The following is a 15,426-nucleotide window of genomic DNA, read 5'->3' on the forward strand; positions in this document are numbered from 1 at the left end:
TGGATCATGCTTCCTGCGTATATCCCCAACCCGACGGCTGCTCTTCTTGGGGGAGGAACTCCTATTGACTTTGGAAGGAATTATTCTGACGGACACCGGATATTTGGAGATGGTAAAACATTTCGGGGCCTTTTTTTTGGGGTGCTCGTCGGGATAATCACCGGCATACTTCTTATCTGGTTATCAGGAACATTTACCTTAACATTCCTTCCCCTGCACACCCTTACATCGGTATCGCTCCTCGCATTTGGAGCATTGCTCGGTGATCTGGGTAAGAGTTTTCTCAAGCGCAGGATGGGGAAAGTGCGGGGTGAAAAGTGGCCGATTGCCGACCAGTTCGATCTGGTTGTCGGCGCATTTATCCTCATGCTCATATTCGATCCCGGGTGGCTCTTTACCAATCTCACGCTTCCCGTTCTGATCATCATCCTGATCCTCACCCCAGTCCTTCACCGGGCAGTCAATATTATCGGTTATGTTATGGGAGTCAAGGAGGTTCCATGGTAAATCCTATTGCAGATCTGCTCATACAATACAAGGCAATTGAAACAGGTGATTTTACCCTTGCAAGCGGTGCGAAAAGCACCTACTACATAGATGTGAAAACAGCAGTCACTCATCCTGATCTGCTCAATGCCATAGCACAACTCGTTGCACAGTCGCATGAATTCGATGTCGTAGCAGGTGTGGCTGTGGGCGGAGTCCCTCTCGCGGTTGCAACTGCACTCGCAGCAAAAAAGCCGTATGCGATTATCCGTGCCGCAGAGAAGAGCCATGGTAAGAAAGAGATGATCATCGGTAACGTCCGGGATATGAGCATCCTCCTCATTGAAGATGTGACAACTTCTGGTGGATCCGCGCTGTACGGTATTGAAACCCTTCGCTCCGCTGGGGCGCGGGCAGACCGGGTAGTTACCGTAGTTGACCGGGAACAGGGTGCAGAAGCGATGCTTTGTAAACAGGGCATTGAGTTCCTGCCTCTTGTCAGAGTGAGCGAGTTGTTAAAAGAGAAGTAATTTTTACGGCAAGCGTACATTAGAGATGGATATGAAGATCCTTGTTGTGGGCGGGGGAGGAAGGGAGCATGCAATAGCATCTGCACTCGCCCGCAACCGAAAAACAGCACTCTATTCCGTAATGGCAAAGAAGAATCCCGGCATCTCAAAACTTGCAGAGAAGGTCTTGCTCTGCAGGGAAACAGATGTGCCGCGCATTGTTGCCTTTGCACAGGAGAATGGTATCGAATATGCTTTTATTGGTCCTGAATCTCCCTTGGAAGCCGGTATTGTTGATGCATTGGAATCTTCCGGAATTTCCTGTGTCGGGCCATCCAGAGCGGCTGCTCGAATTGAGACCGACAAGGGATTCTGCCGCGGGCTGATGGAACAGCATCAGATCGATGGGTGCCCGAAGTACCGGCTCTGCCAGAACAGTGATGAAGCGATCGCGTTTATCAATGACCATGATGGCGATCTGGTGATAAAACCTGTAGGGCTCACCGGGGGTAAGGGAGTCAAGATTATGGGTGAGCAGGTGGACCGGGCAGGCGCGATTGCTTATGCAGGGCAGATCAAAGGTGAAATAATTCTCGAAGAACGCCTTATCGGGGAGGAGTTTACCCTCCAGGCTTTTGTCGATGGCACTACCCTTATTCCTATGCCTCTTGTCCAGGATCACAAGCGGGCTTTTAACGGGGACTCAGGACCGAACACCGGGGGCATGGGCTCGTACACTATGCCTGACCACATGCTGCCATTTGTAACACCTGCAGAGTACAAAAAGGCGTTTGGGATCATGCGGGCGACCGTTGAAGCCCTGGAGAGAACAGGACATCCTTATAAAGGCATCCTCTATGGCCAGTTCATGAACACTGCAAAGGGTCCCAAAGTGATAGAATTCAATGCCCGGTTCGGCGACCCCGAAGCAATGAATGTTCTGTCGCTTCTTAAGTCGGATCTTTGTGAAATCATGGTGAGAATCACAAGCGGGACACTCACCTCTGCGCAAGTCGTGTTTGAAAAGAAAGCGACGGTATGTAAATATCTGGTACCGGAAGGTTATCCCGATGCACCCCATGCCGGGAACCCTGTCCATGTAGGTGATACCAGGGGGGCGATCACCTATTACGCAAATGTTGAAGAACGTGACGGTTCACTTGTCACACTGACATCCCGCACTCTTGCATTCGTAGGAATTGGCGATACGTTAGAGGATGCTGAACGTATTGCAGAGCAGGCAGCAGCATCAGTCAAGGGTCGTGTGCGATACCGGAAAGACATAGGGACAGAAGAGCTACTCAGCCAGCGTATTGCGCACATGAAGGAGTTACGATGAATAAGGATTTTCTATCAATTCTGGATATCAGCAAAACAGAGCTGGAACAGATACTTTCTGAGGCAAAACATCTCAAGCTGTTGAAGAAACAGGGAGTTGTTCACGATGTCCTGCGGGGAAAAAATCTCGCCATGATCTTTGAGAAATCATCGACCCGTACGCATATCTCGTTTGAAGTTGGTATGAACGAGCTGGGTGGACACGCCCTGTTTTTAAACGCACGCGATATGCAGATATGGCGGGGCGAAGAGATCCGGGATACGGCGCGGGCAGCATCCCGCTATGTATCCGGTATCATGATCAGGGCATACAAACACAGCACTATTGAAGAATTTGCCCGGTTTGCTACAATTCCGGTGATCAATGGTCTCTCCGATCTTGAACATCCCTGCCAGTTACTCGCCGATATCATGACAATGCAGGAGCATTTCGGTTCAACTCGTGATCTGCGGGTTGCATGGGTTGGTGATGGCAATAATGTCTGTAATTCACTGATCCTGTCAACGGTTCTTACCGGGTACTCTGTAACCGTAGCAACCCCGGAAGGTTACGAACCTTCAGAAGAGATTGTGAAAAAGGCATGTGCACTTGGTGGAAAGGTGAGCCTGGTCAAAAGTCCTGAGCAGGCGGTTAAGGATGCGCATGTCATAGTTACGGATACATGGGTGTCCATGGGCGATGATGCGGAACGGGATGAGCGCCTTAAGGTTTTCTCAGGTTATACGGTGGATGCAGGACTCATGCGACACGCATCACCGGATGCCCGGGTGCTCCACTGTCTTCCGGCACACCGGGGAGAGGAGATCGCTGATGAGGTGATGGAAGGTGGTCAGAGCCTTGTCTGGGATGAGGCTGAAAACCGGCTGCATGCCCAGAAAGCACTTCTGGTGCGACTGTTGAAAAAATAAAAAATAGTTTTTTTACGGGTTACTTTTCGGCAACGAATTTGTTCAGCTCATCCCGCATATATTTTTCCACTTTCTGCATCACCTCAAGTTTACCCCGGAATGCGAGGAGATCCCGTTCATCTCCCTCCATATTGGCAAATTTGATCTTTTCTCTCCTGTCAACAACTTCCACATCGAATTTAGTTGAAATATCTAAGATGATCTTCTGGGGTACACCAGGGGGGACAATAATATCAAATAACTGTTCTTCGTCGGTCATAACGTTTCACCTGATTCACTTTCCTATTTTGATCCGCCGGCTCATAATACATGGGCCCCCACGTACGCCACCGATCGGGTTTTTGGGCTTTCCGAGTGAGTTCATACAGCGGCCCATCAGCGCCGCGCCCCGCGCAAGCCCGTCATCCACAAATACGAGATGATCCTGAGGATCGTCAAAGAGCTTGCGTTCGGTTATCCCTTCGAGAATATACTCCGGTTTTCTCCCGGAGATCGCTGCCCGACCCGTGAATCCAATTGAGGAATTCCTTGGAACGAGTTTTTGTTCGACTGCTACATCAATAAGGCGCAAAGCCATTTTGGCGCAGACGCGATCAATAACTTCGTTGAGAGTGGCAAGGTTATGTTTTTCATGAATTTCTTTTCCAATTTCCAGCAGTTTATTGAGATCGCTGCTGTTTTCCCCACAGTCACAGCCAATCATAGCAATACCAGACTCAAGAGCCAGCTTTGCATTGACCGGGACCCTGCCAAACCGGTCCCTTTCCGCAGGAACAATCCGGATATCTATGTGTTCATGGCACCGGTCAACAAAATCATCAATTACCCTGCGGTTTCCCCTGCCAAACAACCCCCCGGTCACGCTGTGTTCGCCAAAAATATCAAGGGCGGTACCGGTCTGTTGCTGCACAAGACCGGTTCCCCGGACAATCGCATCCGGAATTGCACCGGCAAGGCCACAGAAATTCCCCACAGTTTTTGCAAACGGGTTTGGATCATTCGCGCCCACATCACTGGTAATCCTGCCATCAAGTGTTGTACCGAAATCCACCGATACACAGGGATTGCGGAAATCAACCGGGGTCCATTTCGCTCCCTCCTTGATCCCTGCCATAGCCAGTTCGCCCTCCATCTCATTTGCAACCATCTCAACACCGGTTGACCCTACCGGGGGAATGACACCCGCCACTGCTCCTACAAACACGACTTTGTCTGCAAAACTGAACGGCTGGAGTTTCTGGGGCTGATTCTCTTTTGACATGGGGGGCGTCATTTTTCGGGGAGGGACTCCGGCTACAAGGCAGCCGTTTGCAAGCGCTATAACAAAATCGCCAATCTGATCCGGAGACTCCATCTCTGCAACGACACCGGTACTCCGGACAACGAAATCCAGTTCTTTCAAAACATCAAGATGGGCATCCTTATGGCACTGGAGCAGGGTGTCCCGGACAAGTTCGGTAACCGCTTCCCGGGTAAGTTCTGTCCCGTCGAGCGTTGCTCCAAATACTGTTTCTCCGGTTTTCGGGGGCCGGATATCACGGCTCATGCTGACTGTCTTATGGATGACATATGACATGCCGGTTTCAAGGCTGACCCCCGTAAGGATACACTTCGTTGTGGTGTTTCCCATCTCTACGGAAGCTACAATAAAATAAGGTTTATTCTTATATTCAGGCATCTGCATGCCTGCACCATGAGTTATTGACGGTGGAGGTGGGCTTTCCACAATATGGGGCTTTGGTTTTATGAAGCGGGAAAAAAAACTGGCGCACATATTGATCGAGTCTTCAATGTGTCAATCCTTATAATTTTCGATTTGTTGCAGGTGATCCCCGCCGGTGATCGGATCCTATCATTAACCGAAATGCGTGATACCTGGAGGATGAGGAGGAATTTAATCTCATAACCGAAAATAAATGTTTTCAGATCAAGAATCGCAATCTTCAGATCCTATTCTTCTGTAAAAATACAGTAAATCAAAAAAAAGTGTTATTTTTTGGTTTTTTGGATCTTTCTTGTCTTTCTGGCATGGACCATACGTGCCTGGATGCCAAAATACTGGGAGACCCCAATCGCGTGACACTGGTCAAGGGATGTACTATCAAAAGAGACCATATCCTCAGAATATATTGCATCCGGTGAACTGCGCCCGAGTATGCGCACAGCTCCCTTATAGATCTCGATATCCACGTTACCATTGACCCGTTCCTGCGTGGTGTCAATAAATGCGTTCAAAGCAGCATACAGGGGTTCGTATACCAGTCCTTTGTAGGCAAGCTCCGACCATTTATCATCAACTGTGCGCTTGAATACCAGCTCCTGCCGGGTGAGAATCAGAGCCTCGAGATCGCGGTGTGCAGTGAGAATAACGGTTGCTGCCGGGTGCTCGTAATTCTCACGGGCTTTAATCCCGAGAATACGGTCCTCGATCATATCATTGCGCCCGATCCCATGCTTTCCTGCAAGAATATTTAATCGCTGGATCAGATCATAACCCTGCATCTTTTTCCCGTTAAGGGCAACCGGAATACCAGCCATAAATTCCAGGGTGATAGTTTCCGGAGTATCCGGCGCATTTTTTGGAGATACTGTCCAGAGGTAAATCTCTTCAGGAGGATGGTATGCGGGATCTTCTAACTTACCGCCTTCAATACTCCGGCTCCAGCAGTTCTCATCCATGCTCCAGGGTTTATCCTTTTTTACCGGCACCGGGATCTTATGCTTTTTTGCATAATCGATCTCCCAGTCACGGGTCAGGTTGAGTTCGCGAATCGGTGCCACGACTTCGAGACCGGCACTGCGGATGATAAAATCGAACCTGAGCTGGTCATTACCTTTACCGGTACATCCATGCCCGATTGCTTTTGCACCTTCTTTTCGTGCAATCTTTACGACTTCCTCGGCGATCAGGGGTCGTGCCAGGGAGGTTCCCATGGGGTACCCCTCATATGAGCCATTTGCCTTGATTGCCGGGAAGATGTGGTTTTTAACAAACGCCTCCCGGGCATCAATGGTGTAATGCTTATCAGCGAGTTTTTTCCCTTTTTGTGTTGCGACATCGATCTCCTCATCCCGCTGCCCTACATTGACAGCAACGGTGATGACACGATCGTAATCATATCGTTCTTTTAAAAGGGGGATGCAGATGGAGGTGTCAAGTCCTCCGGAATATGCAAGGATGATAGTACCTTTTCCCATGGTTAACCTCTCAATGAATATCTAATATCAGTTAGCGGTTTCAGCATATATTTTCAGGGGAATTACGCGGGACAATACTCAAACGACAATTCTAATCATTTTCTTTACAGAATTGAATAACGGAAAAAAGGTTGTTCAGGTTTTTACCTGAACGTGTGTATCGTTGTAGAATTACGCAGTTACATAAATTATTCCAGGTCTTTCGGGCTGGAAGTTGGTCGTGTAATCGTATGCACCTGCTTTGTTAAAGGTGATTTCCAATGTCTGTCCGTATGGGATCGAAACTTCCTTATTTCCGTTTATCCACAGTCCATCGGTTGGATCGGTTGCCAGTACGCCATGGGGTTTAAGGGGATCATTATTCAACCAGATGACTTTGGAACCTACCTTGACCGTTGCGGTTGTACTAGGGGTAATAGTCATATCCATGTTAAATGTGATAGTTGTCGATGGCACGGGGGTTGCTGTCGGGGTTGCCGTCACATTTGCAGTCTTGTTCACAACCACAACAACAATTTCCTTTGTCGGGACCGGGGTTGGGGGGACGGTTGTTACAACGGTGGTTGGAACAGGTGTCGGTACTGGGGTAGCCACAGGTGCTGCTGCAGGCTGGGATGTACATCCCGCGAGCAGGATCCCGATAAACAGGATCGCAAGAACAACAAAAATTTTCTTCATGCATCTTTTTTTGTTATTTCGGTATATAAGGATATTCAATTATTTTGTATAATTATTGCAATACACCCGCAGTGATCTTAGTGTCTGGTGTGCTGCATGATACCCTAAAAAAAGAAATATCGGGTGTTTTATGCCGATATCACTTCAGATAGTGGCTTATTGGCTCAAGTGTCATCTTCTCGCGCTTGATTGCATCGATGGCAAGCGCCGCCGCACGCGCCGCCTGTAATGTGGTAATATAGGGTATTGAGAAGTCTACTGCCGCACGCATGATCTGGTAATGATCCTGGCGTGACTGGCGGTCCTGCGGGGTGTTGATGATAAGCCGGATTTCCCCGTGCCGCATCATATCCAGCACATTGGGCGATCCTTCCTGTATTTTTCTGACCAGATGTGCTTCGACACCTGCTTCCTGGAGATAATCAACGGTTCCTTCAGTTCCGTAGAGGGTGAGTCCGAGATCGCGCAGCTGTCGTGCGATCGGTATCGCTTCTTCTTTCTGCTCGATATTGACTGAAATAAAAACATTACCTTTCCGGGGAAGTTCGTTGTCTGCGGAGATGCAGGCCTTATAGAATGCGAGACCGAAATCATAGTCGATACCCATCACTTCTCCGGTACTCTTCATTTCAGGGCCAAGCACCGTATCGACACCTGCGAGCTTGCTGAATGGCAGCAGTACCTCTTTGACGGCAACATGTTTGATTTCCCGTTCTTTATGGCCAAGATCGCGCAGTTTCCTGCCAACCATCACTTTTGCTGCAATTTTTGCCACAGGCAGTCCGGTGGCTTTTGATACAAATGGCACCGTGCGGCTTGCACGCGGGTTTGCCTCGAGAATGTAGACCACATTGTCCTTGACGGCAAGCTGGAGATTAACAAGCCCGATTACACCAAGACCCAGCGCAATCTTCCGCGTGTAATCCCGGACCGTGTCTATGACGCTGGCGGGCAGTGACTGCGTCGGGATCACGCAGGCAGAATCCCCGGAATGGATCCCGGCCTGTTCAATGTGCTCCATAATACCCCCAATCAGCACATCTTCTCCATCACAGACTGCGTCGACATCAAGCTCGATGGCATTCTGGAGATAGGAATCGATAAGTACCGGATGGTTCTTTGCAACACGGACTGCCTCTTTGATATAGGATTCAAATTCAACGGCATTGTGGGCAATCTCCATTGCCCTGCCCCCGAGAACAAATGAAGGCCTGACAAGCACAGGATAACCGATCTTTTCTGCAGTCTCGCGTGCTTCTGCTTCGGAATACGCTGAACCATTTGCCGGGCTGGGGATATTGAGTTTATTTAACAGCACGCTGAACCGGTCGCGATCCTCAGCAATATCCATTGCATCCGGGCTCGTACCCAGAATTTTCGTCTGAAGACCAAGGCGTTTGATCTCCCGTTCAATGGGCACGGCAAGGTTGACTGCATTCTGCCCCCCGAACTGTACCATCACGCCATAATAATTATCTTTTCTGAGGATATTGACAACATCCTCAAGCTGCATCGGTTCAAAGAAGAGCCTGTCTGAAGTGTCGAAATCCGTAGAGACCGTTTCTGGATTGTTATTAACGATATGGACTTCCACGCCTTCTTCCCGCAGGGACTGGACTGCGTGCACGGTGCAGTAATCGAACTCTATTCCCTGGCCGATCCGGATCGGCCCGGATCCAAGGATGAGTACTTTCTGGCGATCACTGGGGATGATCTCGCAGACACTCTCATGGGTCGAGTAAAAATACGGTGTGCTTGCCGGAAACTCAGCAGCGCAGGTGTCTACCATCTTATACGAGGGCAGACCCGTGATCTTTTCGATCTGCTCTCCATTCATCCCGGTAATCTTTGCGATCTCTGCATTGGAAAATCCGAATTTTTTAGCAGTCAGGATGTCTGCCGGGTCATTGTGGGTTGCAAGGTGCTTTTCACAATCAACGATATTTTTTATTTTCTCTAAAAAGAACGGGATAATTGATGTGAGTTGTGCAATCTCGTCAAGAGTGAAACCCAACCGGAATGCATCGAAAAGGCAGTGGAACCGCTCGTCGGTGGGGCGCGACAGGATCATGCGCACCTCGCTGGGGCTCGTATGGATGAGCACATCGGTATCCAGCGACCTCTTTGCCTTCATGAACGCTTCTTCCAGGGTGCGCCCGATCGCCATCACCTCTCCCGTGCTCTTCATGGAAGTACCGAGGGTGCGGTCGGCACCCTTGAACTTGTCAAACGGCCAGCGGGGGACTTTGACCACAATATAATCGATGGTGGGTTCAAAAGAAGCCGGCGTACAGCCGGTCACCGTGTTCATGATCTCATCGAGTCGCAACCCGATTGCAATCTTTGCAGCTACCCGTGCAATCGGGTAGCCGGTTGCCTTTGATGCAAGGGCTGACGAACGTGACACACGGGGGTTTACTTCAATGACCCGGTAATCACCCTCCCAGAACGCGAACTGGACATTGCAGCCACCCTGCACATCCAGTGCCCTGATGATGTGAATCGCGGAACTCCGCATCATCTGGAACTCATCATCCCGGAGTGTCAGGATAGGGGCAACGACAACACTTTCACCGGTGTGAATGCCCATCGGGTCCACATTCTCCATGCCACAGACAATGATACAGGTGTCTGTCGCATCCCGCATAACTTCAAACTCGATCTCTTTCCAGCCCATCACGCTCTCTTCAATGAGCACCTGGTGGATACGGGAACGTGAGAGCCCGAGTTCAACGATCCGTATCAGTTCTTCCCGGGTACGGGCAATACCGCCACCAGCTCCGCCAAGGGTATATGCGGGCCGCACAACTGCCGGAAGACCGATCTGGGTGATGGCTTCTTCAATCTGGGTTAAGGAGTTGAGTACCATGCTTTTCGGTACCGGTTCGCCGATGCTGATCATCAGATCGCGGAATTTCTGTCGGTCCTCTCCTTTGTAGATCGCTTCAAGGGGTGTCCCGAGGATTTCTACGCCTTTGAGTGCTCCCATCTCAGCGAGTTCAACCGTAAGGTTCAATGCCGTCTGGCCACCCATGCCGGATAGGATTCCGTCCGGTTTTTCTTTCTCGATGATCTTTGCGATGATATCTGCACGGAGGGGCTCGATATAGATCTCATCGGCCATATCCGGATCGGTCATGATCGTTGCCGGGTTGGAGTTGATGAGTACGACTTTAATGCCCTCTTCCCGCAATGCCCGGCATGCCTGTGATCCTGAGAAATCAAACTCTGCTGCCTGACCGATCTGGATAGGTCCTGACCCGATCAGGAGGACCTTTTTGATGTCAGTTCGCTTGGGCATCAGGAAATCCTCCGGTAAAGCGCGTCAAAGAAATGTGCTTCGGTATCCCGTGGCCCACCGTGTGCCTCCGGGTGGAACTGGACCGTGGTCAGTTTAAGATCCTTGTTCTCGAATCCCTCGACCGTTCCGTCGTTGACATTGGTATACGTCACCCGGCAGCCTTCTGGAAGCGAGTCTTCATCGACAGCAAACCCGTGGTTCTGGGTAGTGATGAAGATCCGCCCGTCTTTAAACCTGACCGGCTGGTTTGCGCCCCGGTGACCGAACTTGAGCTTGTAGGTATCGCCACCGATTGCCAGTGCTGAAACCTGGTTACCCATGCAGATCCCAAAGATGGGGAGTTTCCCAAGTAATTCCCTGATACAACGGATTGCATGCGTGGCCTGTTTGGGATCCCCGGGCCCGTTGCTCACAAAGAGTGCATCCGGTTTGCAGGCGAGAACCTGGTCCGGTGTCACATCGTGGGGGAACACATAGAGATCACCCCCGCGCTTAGCCAGACTCGTTATCATGTTCTTTTTTATCCCAAGATCGATCACGGCGATGCGCTTTCCTTTCCCTTCAACCCGATATGGTTGTTTACAGGAGACTTCGGGTATGGGGGTAATATCGGTAATCTGTGGTGTCCGTTTTGCAAGGTTTACTGCATAATCCCCGTCGTCACTACCTACTACGAGAGCAGCACGCATGGTTCCGTGGACGCGGGTTTTGATCGTGAGTGAACGGGTGTCAACGCCGCTCATGCCAAGAAGGCGGTTCTCTTCAAAAAAGGATCTGACAGAAGGGCTGGCGGCGGGTTTTTCACAGATCTCTTTTACTATGCAGCCGAGGGCACAGACTTTTTCATTCTGGAAATTCTGTATATCGACACCGTAATTCCCGATCTGCGGGAAGGTGAACATGAGGATCTGGCCAAAATAACTCGGATCCGTAAGTGACTCCATATACCCGGTCATCTGCGTGTTGAACACGAGTTCCCCGGAACACTCTCCTTCAACACCAAACCCCTCTCCTATAAAAAATTGCCCGTCTTCGAGACCCAGAACCGCCTTCATGATTTCCATATATTATGCACCTGAATAGTTATTAACGATAGTGCAGGTGACAGTCGTGCATGACGACAGTTTTTTTTAATAACCTGCTGATCAAAATCAGGCCGCACTTGTCTTTTAAAACCTGATGATATTACCCGATACAATCCTGCCTGTCATAACGGATATGAATAAGAAGGAGAAGTGTCGATATTCACCTGTTGTAAAAAGACGAGGTGAACGATTATGGGAACGCAAGGCAGAAAGATTGTTGATACCGATGTTGATGAACTGGTCAGGCTCCTCAACAAGGCATATTCCGATGAATGGCTCGCATACTATCAGTACTGGGTTGGTTCCAAGGTCGTGCGTGGCCCCAACAAGGAGGCAGTTATTGCCGAACTTACTCTCCACGCCACTGAAGAGCTTGGGCATGCAGTCCTTCTCACCACGCGGATTATCCAGCTCGGTGGAACCCCTGTAACCAACCCCCAGCAATGGTTCAAACTCACCAACTGTGGGTATGACGCTCCTGATGATCCGTTTATCGTCAAGGTTCTTGAACAGAATATCAAGGGCGAACAGTGCGCCATCAAGGCGTACAACAGCCTGCTCAAGAAGACCCGGGACAAGGATCCGGTTACCTACAACATCGTGCTGGGCATCCTCCAGATGGAAGTCGAGCATGAAGAAGATCTTCAGGCATTGCTTGAGGATGTCAATATCATTATGAAGAACAAATAATTTTCTCTCCTTTTTTGGAAGTATCGTGTCGTAAATCTGATCGTAACATGGTTCAGGATCGGTGAGTGACATTACCCTGCTCTTGAGAAATGGACCTGAGTTACGGATCCGGGCAAACCTGATAAATAATCATGGGTTTTAAAAATGGTGGTGAAATGTGAGTATTCCCATGCTCCCGTCATCAGGCTGTTATCCCTCCCATCCCCATTATTAAATACTTCTTCCCGCAATTTCCCTGTAATAAAGGGATGATGTGTTTTATGAGTACTGAACACGTGAGCGGGAAAAATAAGGGGAAGGTTATGCTCTATGCCCTGAGCACCTGCGGATGGTGCAACAGGACAAAAGAACTTCTGCGTGAGCTGGGTATCGAATTCGATTACACGTACGTCGATCTCCTTGAAGAAAAGGAGCAGGACGAGGCGATGAATACGATCGAGCGTTTTAACCCTAAAGGTTCATTCCCTACCCTTATTATTAATAATAAAAAATGCATTGTGGGTTTTAAAGAGCAGGAAATACGGGAGGAATTCCGGTAAATGGCTCTTATTGAGATCAAGCCGGAGGATGTCGTAGCAACCTACCGTATCCTGCAAAAAGAGGCAAACGATGGAGGCTACCAGCTGAATCCGGATGCTGAGTTTACGAAAAATCTTGTTGCCGGTCTTATGAAAAATGAGCAACGGTATGGGTACCGCGCCTGCCCGTGCCGGCTTGCGTCCGGTAACAAGGAGCAGGATCTCGATATTATCTGTCCCTGCGATTACCGCGATCCGGATCTCGATGATTTTGGTGCCTGTTACTGCGCTCTCTATGTCAGTGAGGACATTGTAAACGGCAGGAAAACAACACAACCCGTTCCCGAACGTCGCCCCCCCCGCTCTGAACGGGGAAAAAAAGCCGTTATCCATACGATCCCTCTCCCAGCCACTGCTCCGGTTCTTCCCTTTCCGGTATGGCGTTGTAAAGTCTGTGGCTATCTCTGCGCGCGCGACCAACCCCCGGCGATCTGTCCGATCTGTAAAGTAACGAAAGACCGGTTTGAACGGTTTATGTAACCCTTTTTTCTGGTAAAACCTTTCATGAATAATTTTTAACGATGTTTTTCCCAACCCTCATATAATGCCGAAGCCAGATAGTACGGGTATGGCAGGCACCATAATAGTCGAGATCATTGGCCTGAAAGATTCAGAATGCTGCCCGTTTCCCTGTGATGAGAACCGGACGTGTGGACTTTCCGATTGCTACCCTACGGGAAAACTTATCGCAGCATTCGATGCACTGGCAGCAGCTCTCAGGAAAGAGTACGGTGACCGGGTGGATCTCAAACTCACGCTGCTTGATGATCATGTCCCGGATTACGTCAAGAATCTGATCGAGACAGAATATCCCCCGCTACCTATGGTCCTTGTCAACGGGAAACTCACCCGGATCGGGCGCATTGTCCTGGGCCGGATCAAAAAAGAGATTGATGCTGTCTGTTGACGATCAGGTAACCCTGGTTAAGGCCCCATTCCCGAGATCGTAATAGAGGCCGTGAACCTGTACTCTCTTCTCATCAACCGCCTTTTTCAGCAGGGGATAGGTATAGAGGTGTTCGATCTGGAGCCTCACGTTCTCCTGTTCTATAAGGCGGTACCGCTCGTCCTTTTCGAGCACGGTTGTCGGGGGAGTGATCGTTTTATCCACCCGCACTTTTGCCTCACGGGCATTGTTCAGCCAGAGCGGTATGTAAGAATCGGTGCTCTCCTTATCGAGTGCCCGGATTGCACCGCAGTTTGAATGTCCGCAGATGACCACATCCTCAACCTTGAGGTGAATAACAGCGTATTCAAGCACGGTGGCAAAATTCCAGTCATGGATTGGCACGATATTACCGATGTTTCTCTGGATGAACAGTTCTCCCGCTCTTGCCTGGGTGATATGCCCGGTCTGGAGTCGGGAGTCCGAGCACCCTATCCAGAGTGTTGTCGGGTGCTGGCTGGTTGCCAGCTCGCGGTAGTAATCGATATTCGGGGTAAAATCAGATTCCCTGAACTTGTAATTTCCCAGCAATAATTTGTCGATCATTTTTGTAGCATTCTCCTTATGTCTATGGCAACTTCCCTATTTCACACACCTCGGGTAATTTGCCGTAATGCTCACTCGTATGGGAAATCAGTTAAATTTTGTGTTTTACGATCCCCCGGGTAGTATTCAGGATTCCGGGGAATTGGAGCTCCCGCTTAGCCATCCTGCGACGAAAAGTCCCATGATTACGTTACGCGCATTTTAACAGATACTTCTCTTACACGCTCAGATTTCTAATCGGGGCCCTGTTTAATGAGGATTTTTCTAAATTCCTGCTCCTGCAGAACGTGTTCACGGTTACCAAGAAATAAAGTAACGATATTTCATCAAAAAAACGCGATGCCTTTATCGTAGTGAAATGGTAACATAAGAGAATTGACAACCAAACGATGATCTGAATGGACAATTACCCTTATCATATCATTACCCGAATAACTGTTTTTATGGAGGTGCTGTATACCGATCATTTCTTCATATGCTGAGCCGGAACCGTTCAGCGAGGACCAGACCCTTCTTACCCTTTATTCGCTTGCCGGAGAGGAAAGCGGAGGCTTTGTTACATTCCGCCCTCATTTTTTTGTCGGGATTGGAAAAGCACTGTTCTTTCCAGGCGCTGTTGCTTCACCGGTGCAGGTTATCGGTGCGGTGGATGTCCGGGAGCTTTCCCCCGCAGAGCTCGTCCGTGCGGAACGGGAACTCTGGACCCACTACCACAATCAGACCGCCGACCGGGTCAATGACCGGCTCTTTGCCGCCTTTGCAGGCACCAAACTGATCGGCGTGGCACGGTGCTCACGCCATCCGGATGGTCTTGAAGTTGATGCGGTCTACGTTCTGGATGAATACCGGCGCCGCGGGTTTGCCCGTTCGGTAATGATCCTTCTTATAGAAGAGTGCGGCAGGCAGGAAACGCTCTTTATGCACTCGAAGACAGAACTGGTGGATTTCTACGGAAGTCTGGGTTTCTACCCTATTCCCGAGATTGATCTGCCAAAAACCATCCGGGACCGCTTCGGGTTCGTTATGGGAAATCTCAAGGGTATCGATGTCTGCCCCATGAAACGGGATCCTGCGTCTCTTCCGGCCAAACAGAATACCTGATGGGTGCATAGGATGAACGACCAATCGATACTCAATCCGGAAACCGGTGAAAAAAGGGGAA

General features: G+C 49.7%; 16 protein-coding genes. 9 read left to right on the top strand and 7 right to left on the bottom strand.

Going from position 1 to position 15,426, the window contains the following annotated elements; genetic code table 11:
* Nucleotides 1–6: 6 nt before the first annotated feature.
* The 4 genes from WC593_05555 to argF are packed head-to-tail and all read left to right on the top strand — an operon-like array spanning nucleotide 7 to nucleotide 3,242.
* On the top strand, nucleotides 7–507 hold the full coding sequence (locus WC593_05555; protein ID MFA4824608.1) for a CDP-2,3-bis-(O-geranylgeranyl)-sn-glycerol synthase: 501 nt from the start codon (nucleotides 7–9) through the stop codon (nucleotides 505–507).
* Nucleotides 501–1,016: an orotate phosphoribosyltransferase gene (gene pyrE, locus WC593_05560; GenBank protein ID MFA4824609.1), complete on the top strand. Its 516-nt coding sequence runs from the start codon at nucleotides 501–503 to the stop codon at nucleotides 1,014–1,016. The genes WC593_05555 and pyrE overlap by 7 nt, the downstream gene beginning before the upstream one ends.
* A 25-nt stretch (nucleotides 1,017–1,041) precedes the next feature.
* Nucleotides 1,042–2,334 carry a phosphoribosylamine--glycine ligase gene (purD, locus tag WC593_05565; protein ID MFA4824610.1) on the top strand — a complete coding sequence of 431 codons (1,293 nt, stop codon included), beginning with the start codon at nucleotides 1,042–1,044 and terminating at the stop codon, nucleotides 2,332–2,334.
* Nucleotides 2,331–3,242 (top strand): ornithine carbamoyltransferase, encoded by a 912-nt coding sequence (argF, locus tag WC593_05570; GenBank protein ID MFA4824611.1) that lies wholly within the window; start codon nucleotides 2,331–2,333, stop codon nucleotides 3,240–3,242. Before purD ends, argF begins: the two co-directional genes overlap by 4 nt.
* A 19-nt stretch (nucleotides 3,243–3,261) precedes the next feature.
* On the opposite strand, the gene WC593_05575 is transcribed toward argF, so the two are convergent.
* From WC593_05575 to carA, 6 genes are all read right to left on the bottom strand, one after another.
* Nucleotides 3,262–3,501: a hypothetical protein gene (locus WC593_05575; GenBank protein ID MFA4824612.1), complete on the bottom strand. Its 240-nt coding sequence runs from the start codon at nucleotides 3,499–3,501 to the stop codon at nucleotides 3,262–3,264.
* A 15-nt stretch (nucleotides 3,502–3,516) separates the two neighbouring features.
* Complete coding sequence (locus WC593_05580) at nucleotides 3,517–5,016, bottom strand: methanogenesis marker 14 protein (protein ID MFA4824613.1); 1,500 nt, start codon at nucleotides 5,014–5,016, stop codon at nucleotides 3,517–3,519.
* Between the two features lie 215 nt (nucleotides 5,017–5,231).
* On the bottom strand, nucleotides 5,232–6,440 hold the full coding sequence (locus WC593_05585) for an argininosuccinate synthase (GenBank protein MFA4824614.1): 1,209 nt from the start codon (nucleotides 6,438–6,440) through the stop codon (nucleotides 5,232–5,234).
* Between the two features lie 171 nt (nucleotides 6,441–6,611).
* Nucleotides 6,612–7,118, bottom strand: coding sequence for a hypothetical protein (locus tag WC593_05590; protein ID MFA4824615.1), 507 nt, complete (start codon nucleotides 7,116–7,118; stop codon nucleotides 6,612–6,614).
* Between the two features lie 139 nt (nucleotides 7,119–7,257).
* Nucleotides 7,258–10,419, bottom strand: coding sequence for a carbamoyl-phosphate synthase large subunit (gene carB, locus WC593_05595; protein MFA4824616.1), 3,162 nt, complete (start codon nucleotides 10,417–10,419; stop codon nucleotides 7,258–7,260).
* A complete protein-coding gene (gene carA / locus WC593_05600; GenBank protein MFA4824617.1) occupies nucleotides 10,419–11,474 on the bottom strand; it encodes a glutamine-hydrolyzing carbamoyl-phosphate synthase small subunit in 1,056 nt (351 codons plus the stop codon). The genes carB and carA overlap by 1 nt, the downstream gene beginning before the upstream one ends.
* 222 nt (nucleotides 11,475–11,696) lie before the next feature.
* Between carA and WC593_05605 the strand changes: the two genes are divergently transcribed.
* The 4 genes from WC593_05605 to WC593_05620 all read left to right on the top strand — a co-directional run bounded on the left by WC593_05605 (nucleotide 11,697) and on the right by WC593_05620 (nucleotide 13,679).
* Nucleotides 11,697–12,194: a ferritin-like domain-containing protein gene (locus WC593_05605; protein MFA4824618.1), complete on the top strand. Its 498-nt coding sequence runs from the start codon at nucleotides 11,697–11,699 to the stop codon at nucleotides 12,192–12,194.
* A gap of 260 nt (nucleotides 12,195–12,454) precedes the next feature.
* A complete protein-coding gene (locus WC593_05610) occupies nucleotides 12,455–12,733 on the top strand; it encodes a glutaredoxin family protein (GenBank protein ID MFA4824619.1) in 279 nt (92 codons plus the stop codon).
* Nucleotides 12,734–13,252, top strand: a complete 519-nt coding sequence (locus tag WC593_05615; protein ID MFA4824620.1) for a ferredoxin-thioredoxin reductase catalytic domain-containing protein — start codon at nucleotides 12,734–12,736, stop codon at nucleotides 13,250–13,252. It begins immediately after the preceding gene.
* A gap of 64 nt (nucleotides 13,253–13,316) precedes the next feature.
* Nucleotides 13,317–13,679: a hypothetical protein gene (locus WC593_05620; GenBank protein ID MFA4824621.1), complete on the top strand. Its 363-nt coding sequence runs from the start codon at nucleotides 13,317–13,319 to the stop codon at nucleotides 13,677–13,679.
* Between the two features lie 3 nt (nucleotides 13,680–13,682).
* Here WC593_05620 and WC593_05625 read toward each other — a convergent pair whose 3' ends face one another.
* Nucleotides 13,683–14,264, bottom strand: coding sequence for a carbonic anhydrase (locus WC593_05625; protein MFA4824622.1), 582 nt, complete (start codon nucleotides 14,262–14,264; stop codon nucleotides 13,683–13,685).
* 627 nt (nucleotides 14,265–14,891) lie between these two features.
* Here WC593_05625 and WC593_05630 point away from each other — a divergent pair.
* The gene (locus WC593_05630; GenBank protein MFA4824623.1) at nucleotides 14,892–15,365 is read left to right on the top strand and encodes a GNAT family N-acetyltransferase; all 474 of its coding nucleotides are present in this window, start codon (nucleotides 14,892–14,894) and stop codon (nucleotides 15,363–15,365) included.
* Nucleotides 15,366–15,426 lie beyond the last annotated feature (61 nt).

Source organism: Methanoregula sp., assembly GCA_041645435.1.
Lineage (GTDB): Archaea > Halobacteriota > Methanomicrobia > Methanomicrobiales > Methanospirillaceae > Methanoregula.

Excerpts from the sequence above, each read along its gene's own strand:
- WC593_05555 (MFA4824608.1), top strand. The coding sequence starts at position 7 with ATGCTTCCTGCGTATATCCCCAACCCGACGGCTGCTCTTCTTGGGGGA.
- pyrE (MFA4824609.1), top strand. The coding sequence starts at position 501 with ATGGTAAATCCTATTGCAGATCTGCTCATACAATACAAGGCAATTGAA.
- purD (MFA4824610.1), top strand. The coding sequence starts at position 1,042 with ATGGATATGAAGATCCTTGTTGTGGGCGGGGGAGGAAGGGAGCATGCA.
- argF (MFA4824611.1), top strand. The coding sequence starts at position 2,331 with ATGAATAAGGATTTTCTATCAATTCTGGATATCAGCAAAACAGAGCTG.
- WC593_05575 (MFA4824612.1), bottom strand. The coding sequence starts at position 3,501 with ATGACCGACGAAGAACAGTTATTTGATATTATTGTCCCCCCTGGTGTA.
- WC593_05580 (MFA4824613.1), bottom strand. The coding sequence starts at position 5,016 with ATGTGCGCCAGTTTTTTTTCCCGCTTCATAAAACCAAAGCCCCATATT.
- WC593_05585 (MFA4824614.1), bottom strand. The coding sequence starts at position 6,440 with ATGGGAAAAGGTACTATCATCCTTGCATATTCCGGAGGACTTGACACC.
- WC593_05590 (MFA4824615.1), bottom strand. The coding sequence starts at position 7,118 with ATGAAGAAAATTTTTGTTGTTCTTGCGATCCTGTTTATCGGGATCCTG.
- carB (MFA4824616.1), bottom strand. The coding sequence starts at position 10,419 with ATGCCCAAGCGAACTGACATCAAAAAGGTCCTCCTGATCGGGTCAGGA.
- carA (MFA4824617.1), bottom strand. The coding sequence starts at position 11,474 with ATGAAGGCGGTTCTGGGTCTCGAAGACGGGCAATTTTTTATAGGAGAG.
- WC593_05605 (MFA4824618.1), top strand. The coding sequence starts at position 11,697 with ATGGGAACGCAAGGCAGAAAGATTGTTGATACCGATGTTGATGAACTG.
- WC593_05610 (MFA4824619.1), top strand. The coding sequence starts at position 12,455 with ATGAGTACTGAACACGTGAGCGGGAAAAATAAGGGGAAGGTTATGCTC.
- WC593_05615 (MFA4824620.1), top strand. The coding sequence starts at position 12,734 with ATGGCTCTTATTGAGATCAAGCCGGAGGATGTCGTAGCAACCTACCGT.
- WC593_05620 (MFA4824621.1), top strand. The coding sequence starts at position 13,317 with ATGCCGAAGCCAGATAGTACGGGTATGGCAGGCACCATAATAGTCGAG.
- WC593_05625 (MFA4824622.1), bottom strand. The coding sequence starts at position 14,264 with ATGATCGACAAATTATTGCTGGGAAATTACAAGTTCAGGGAATCTGAT.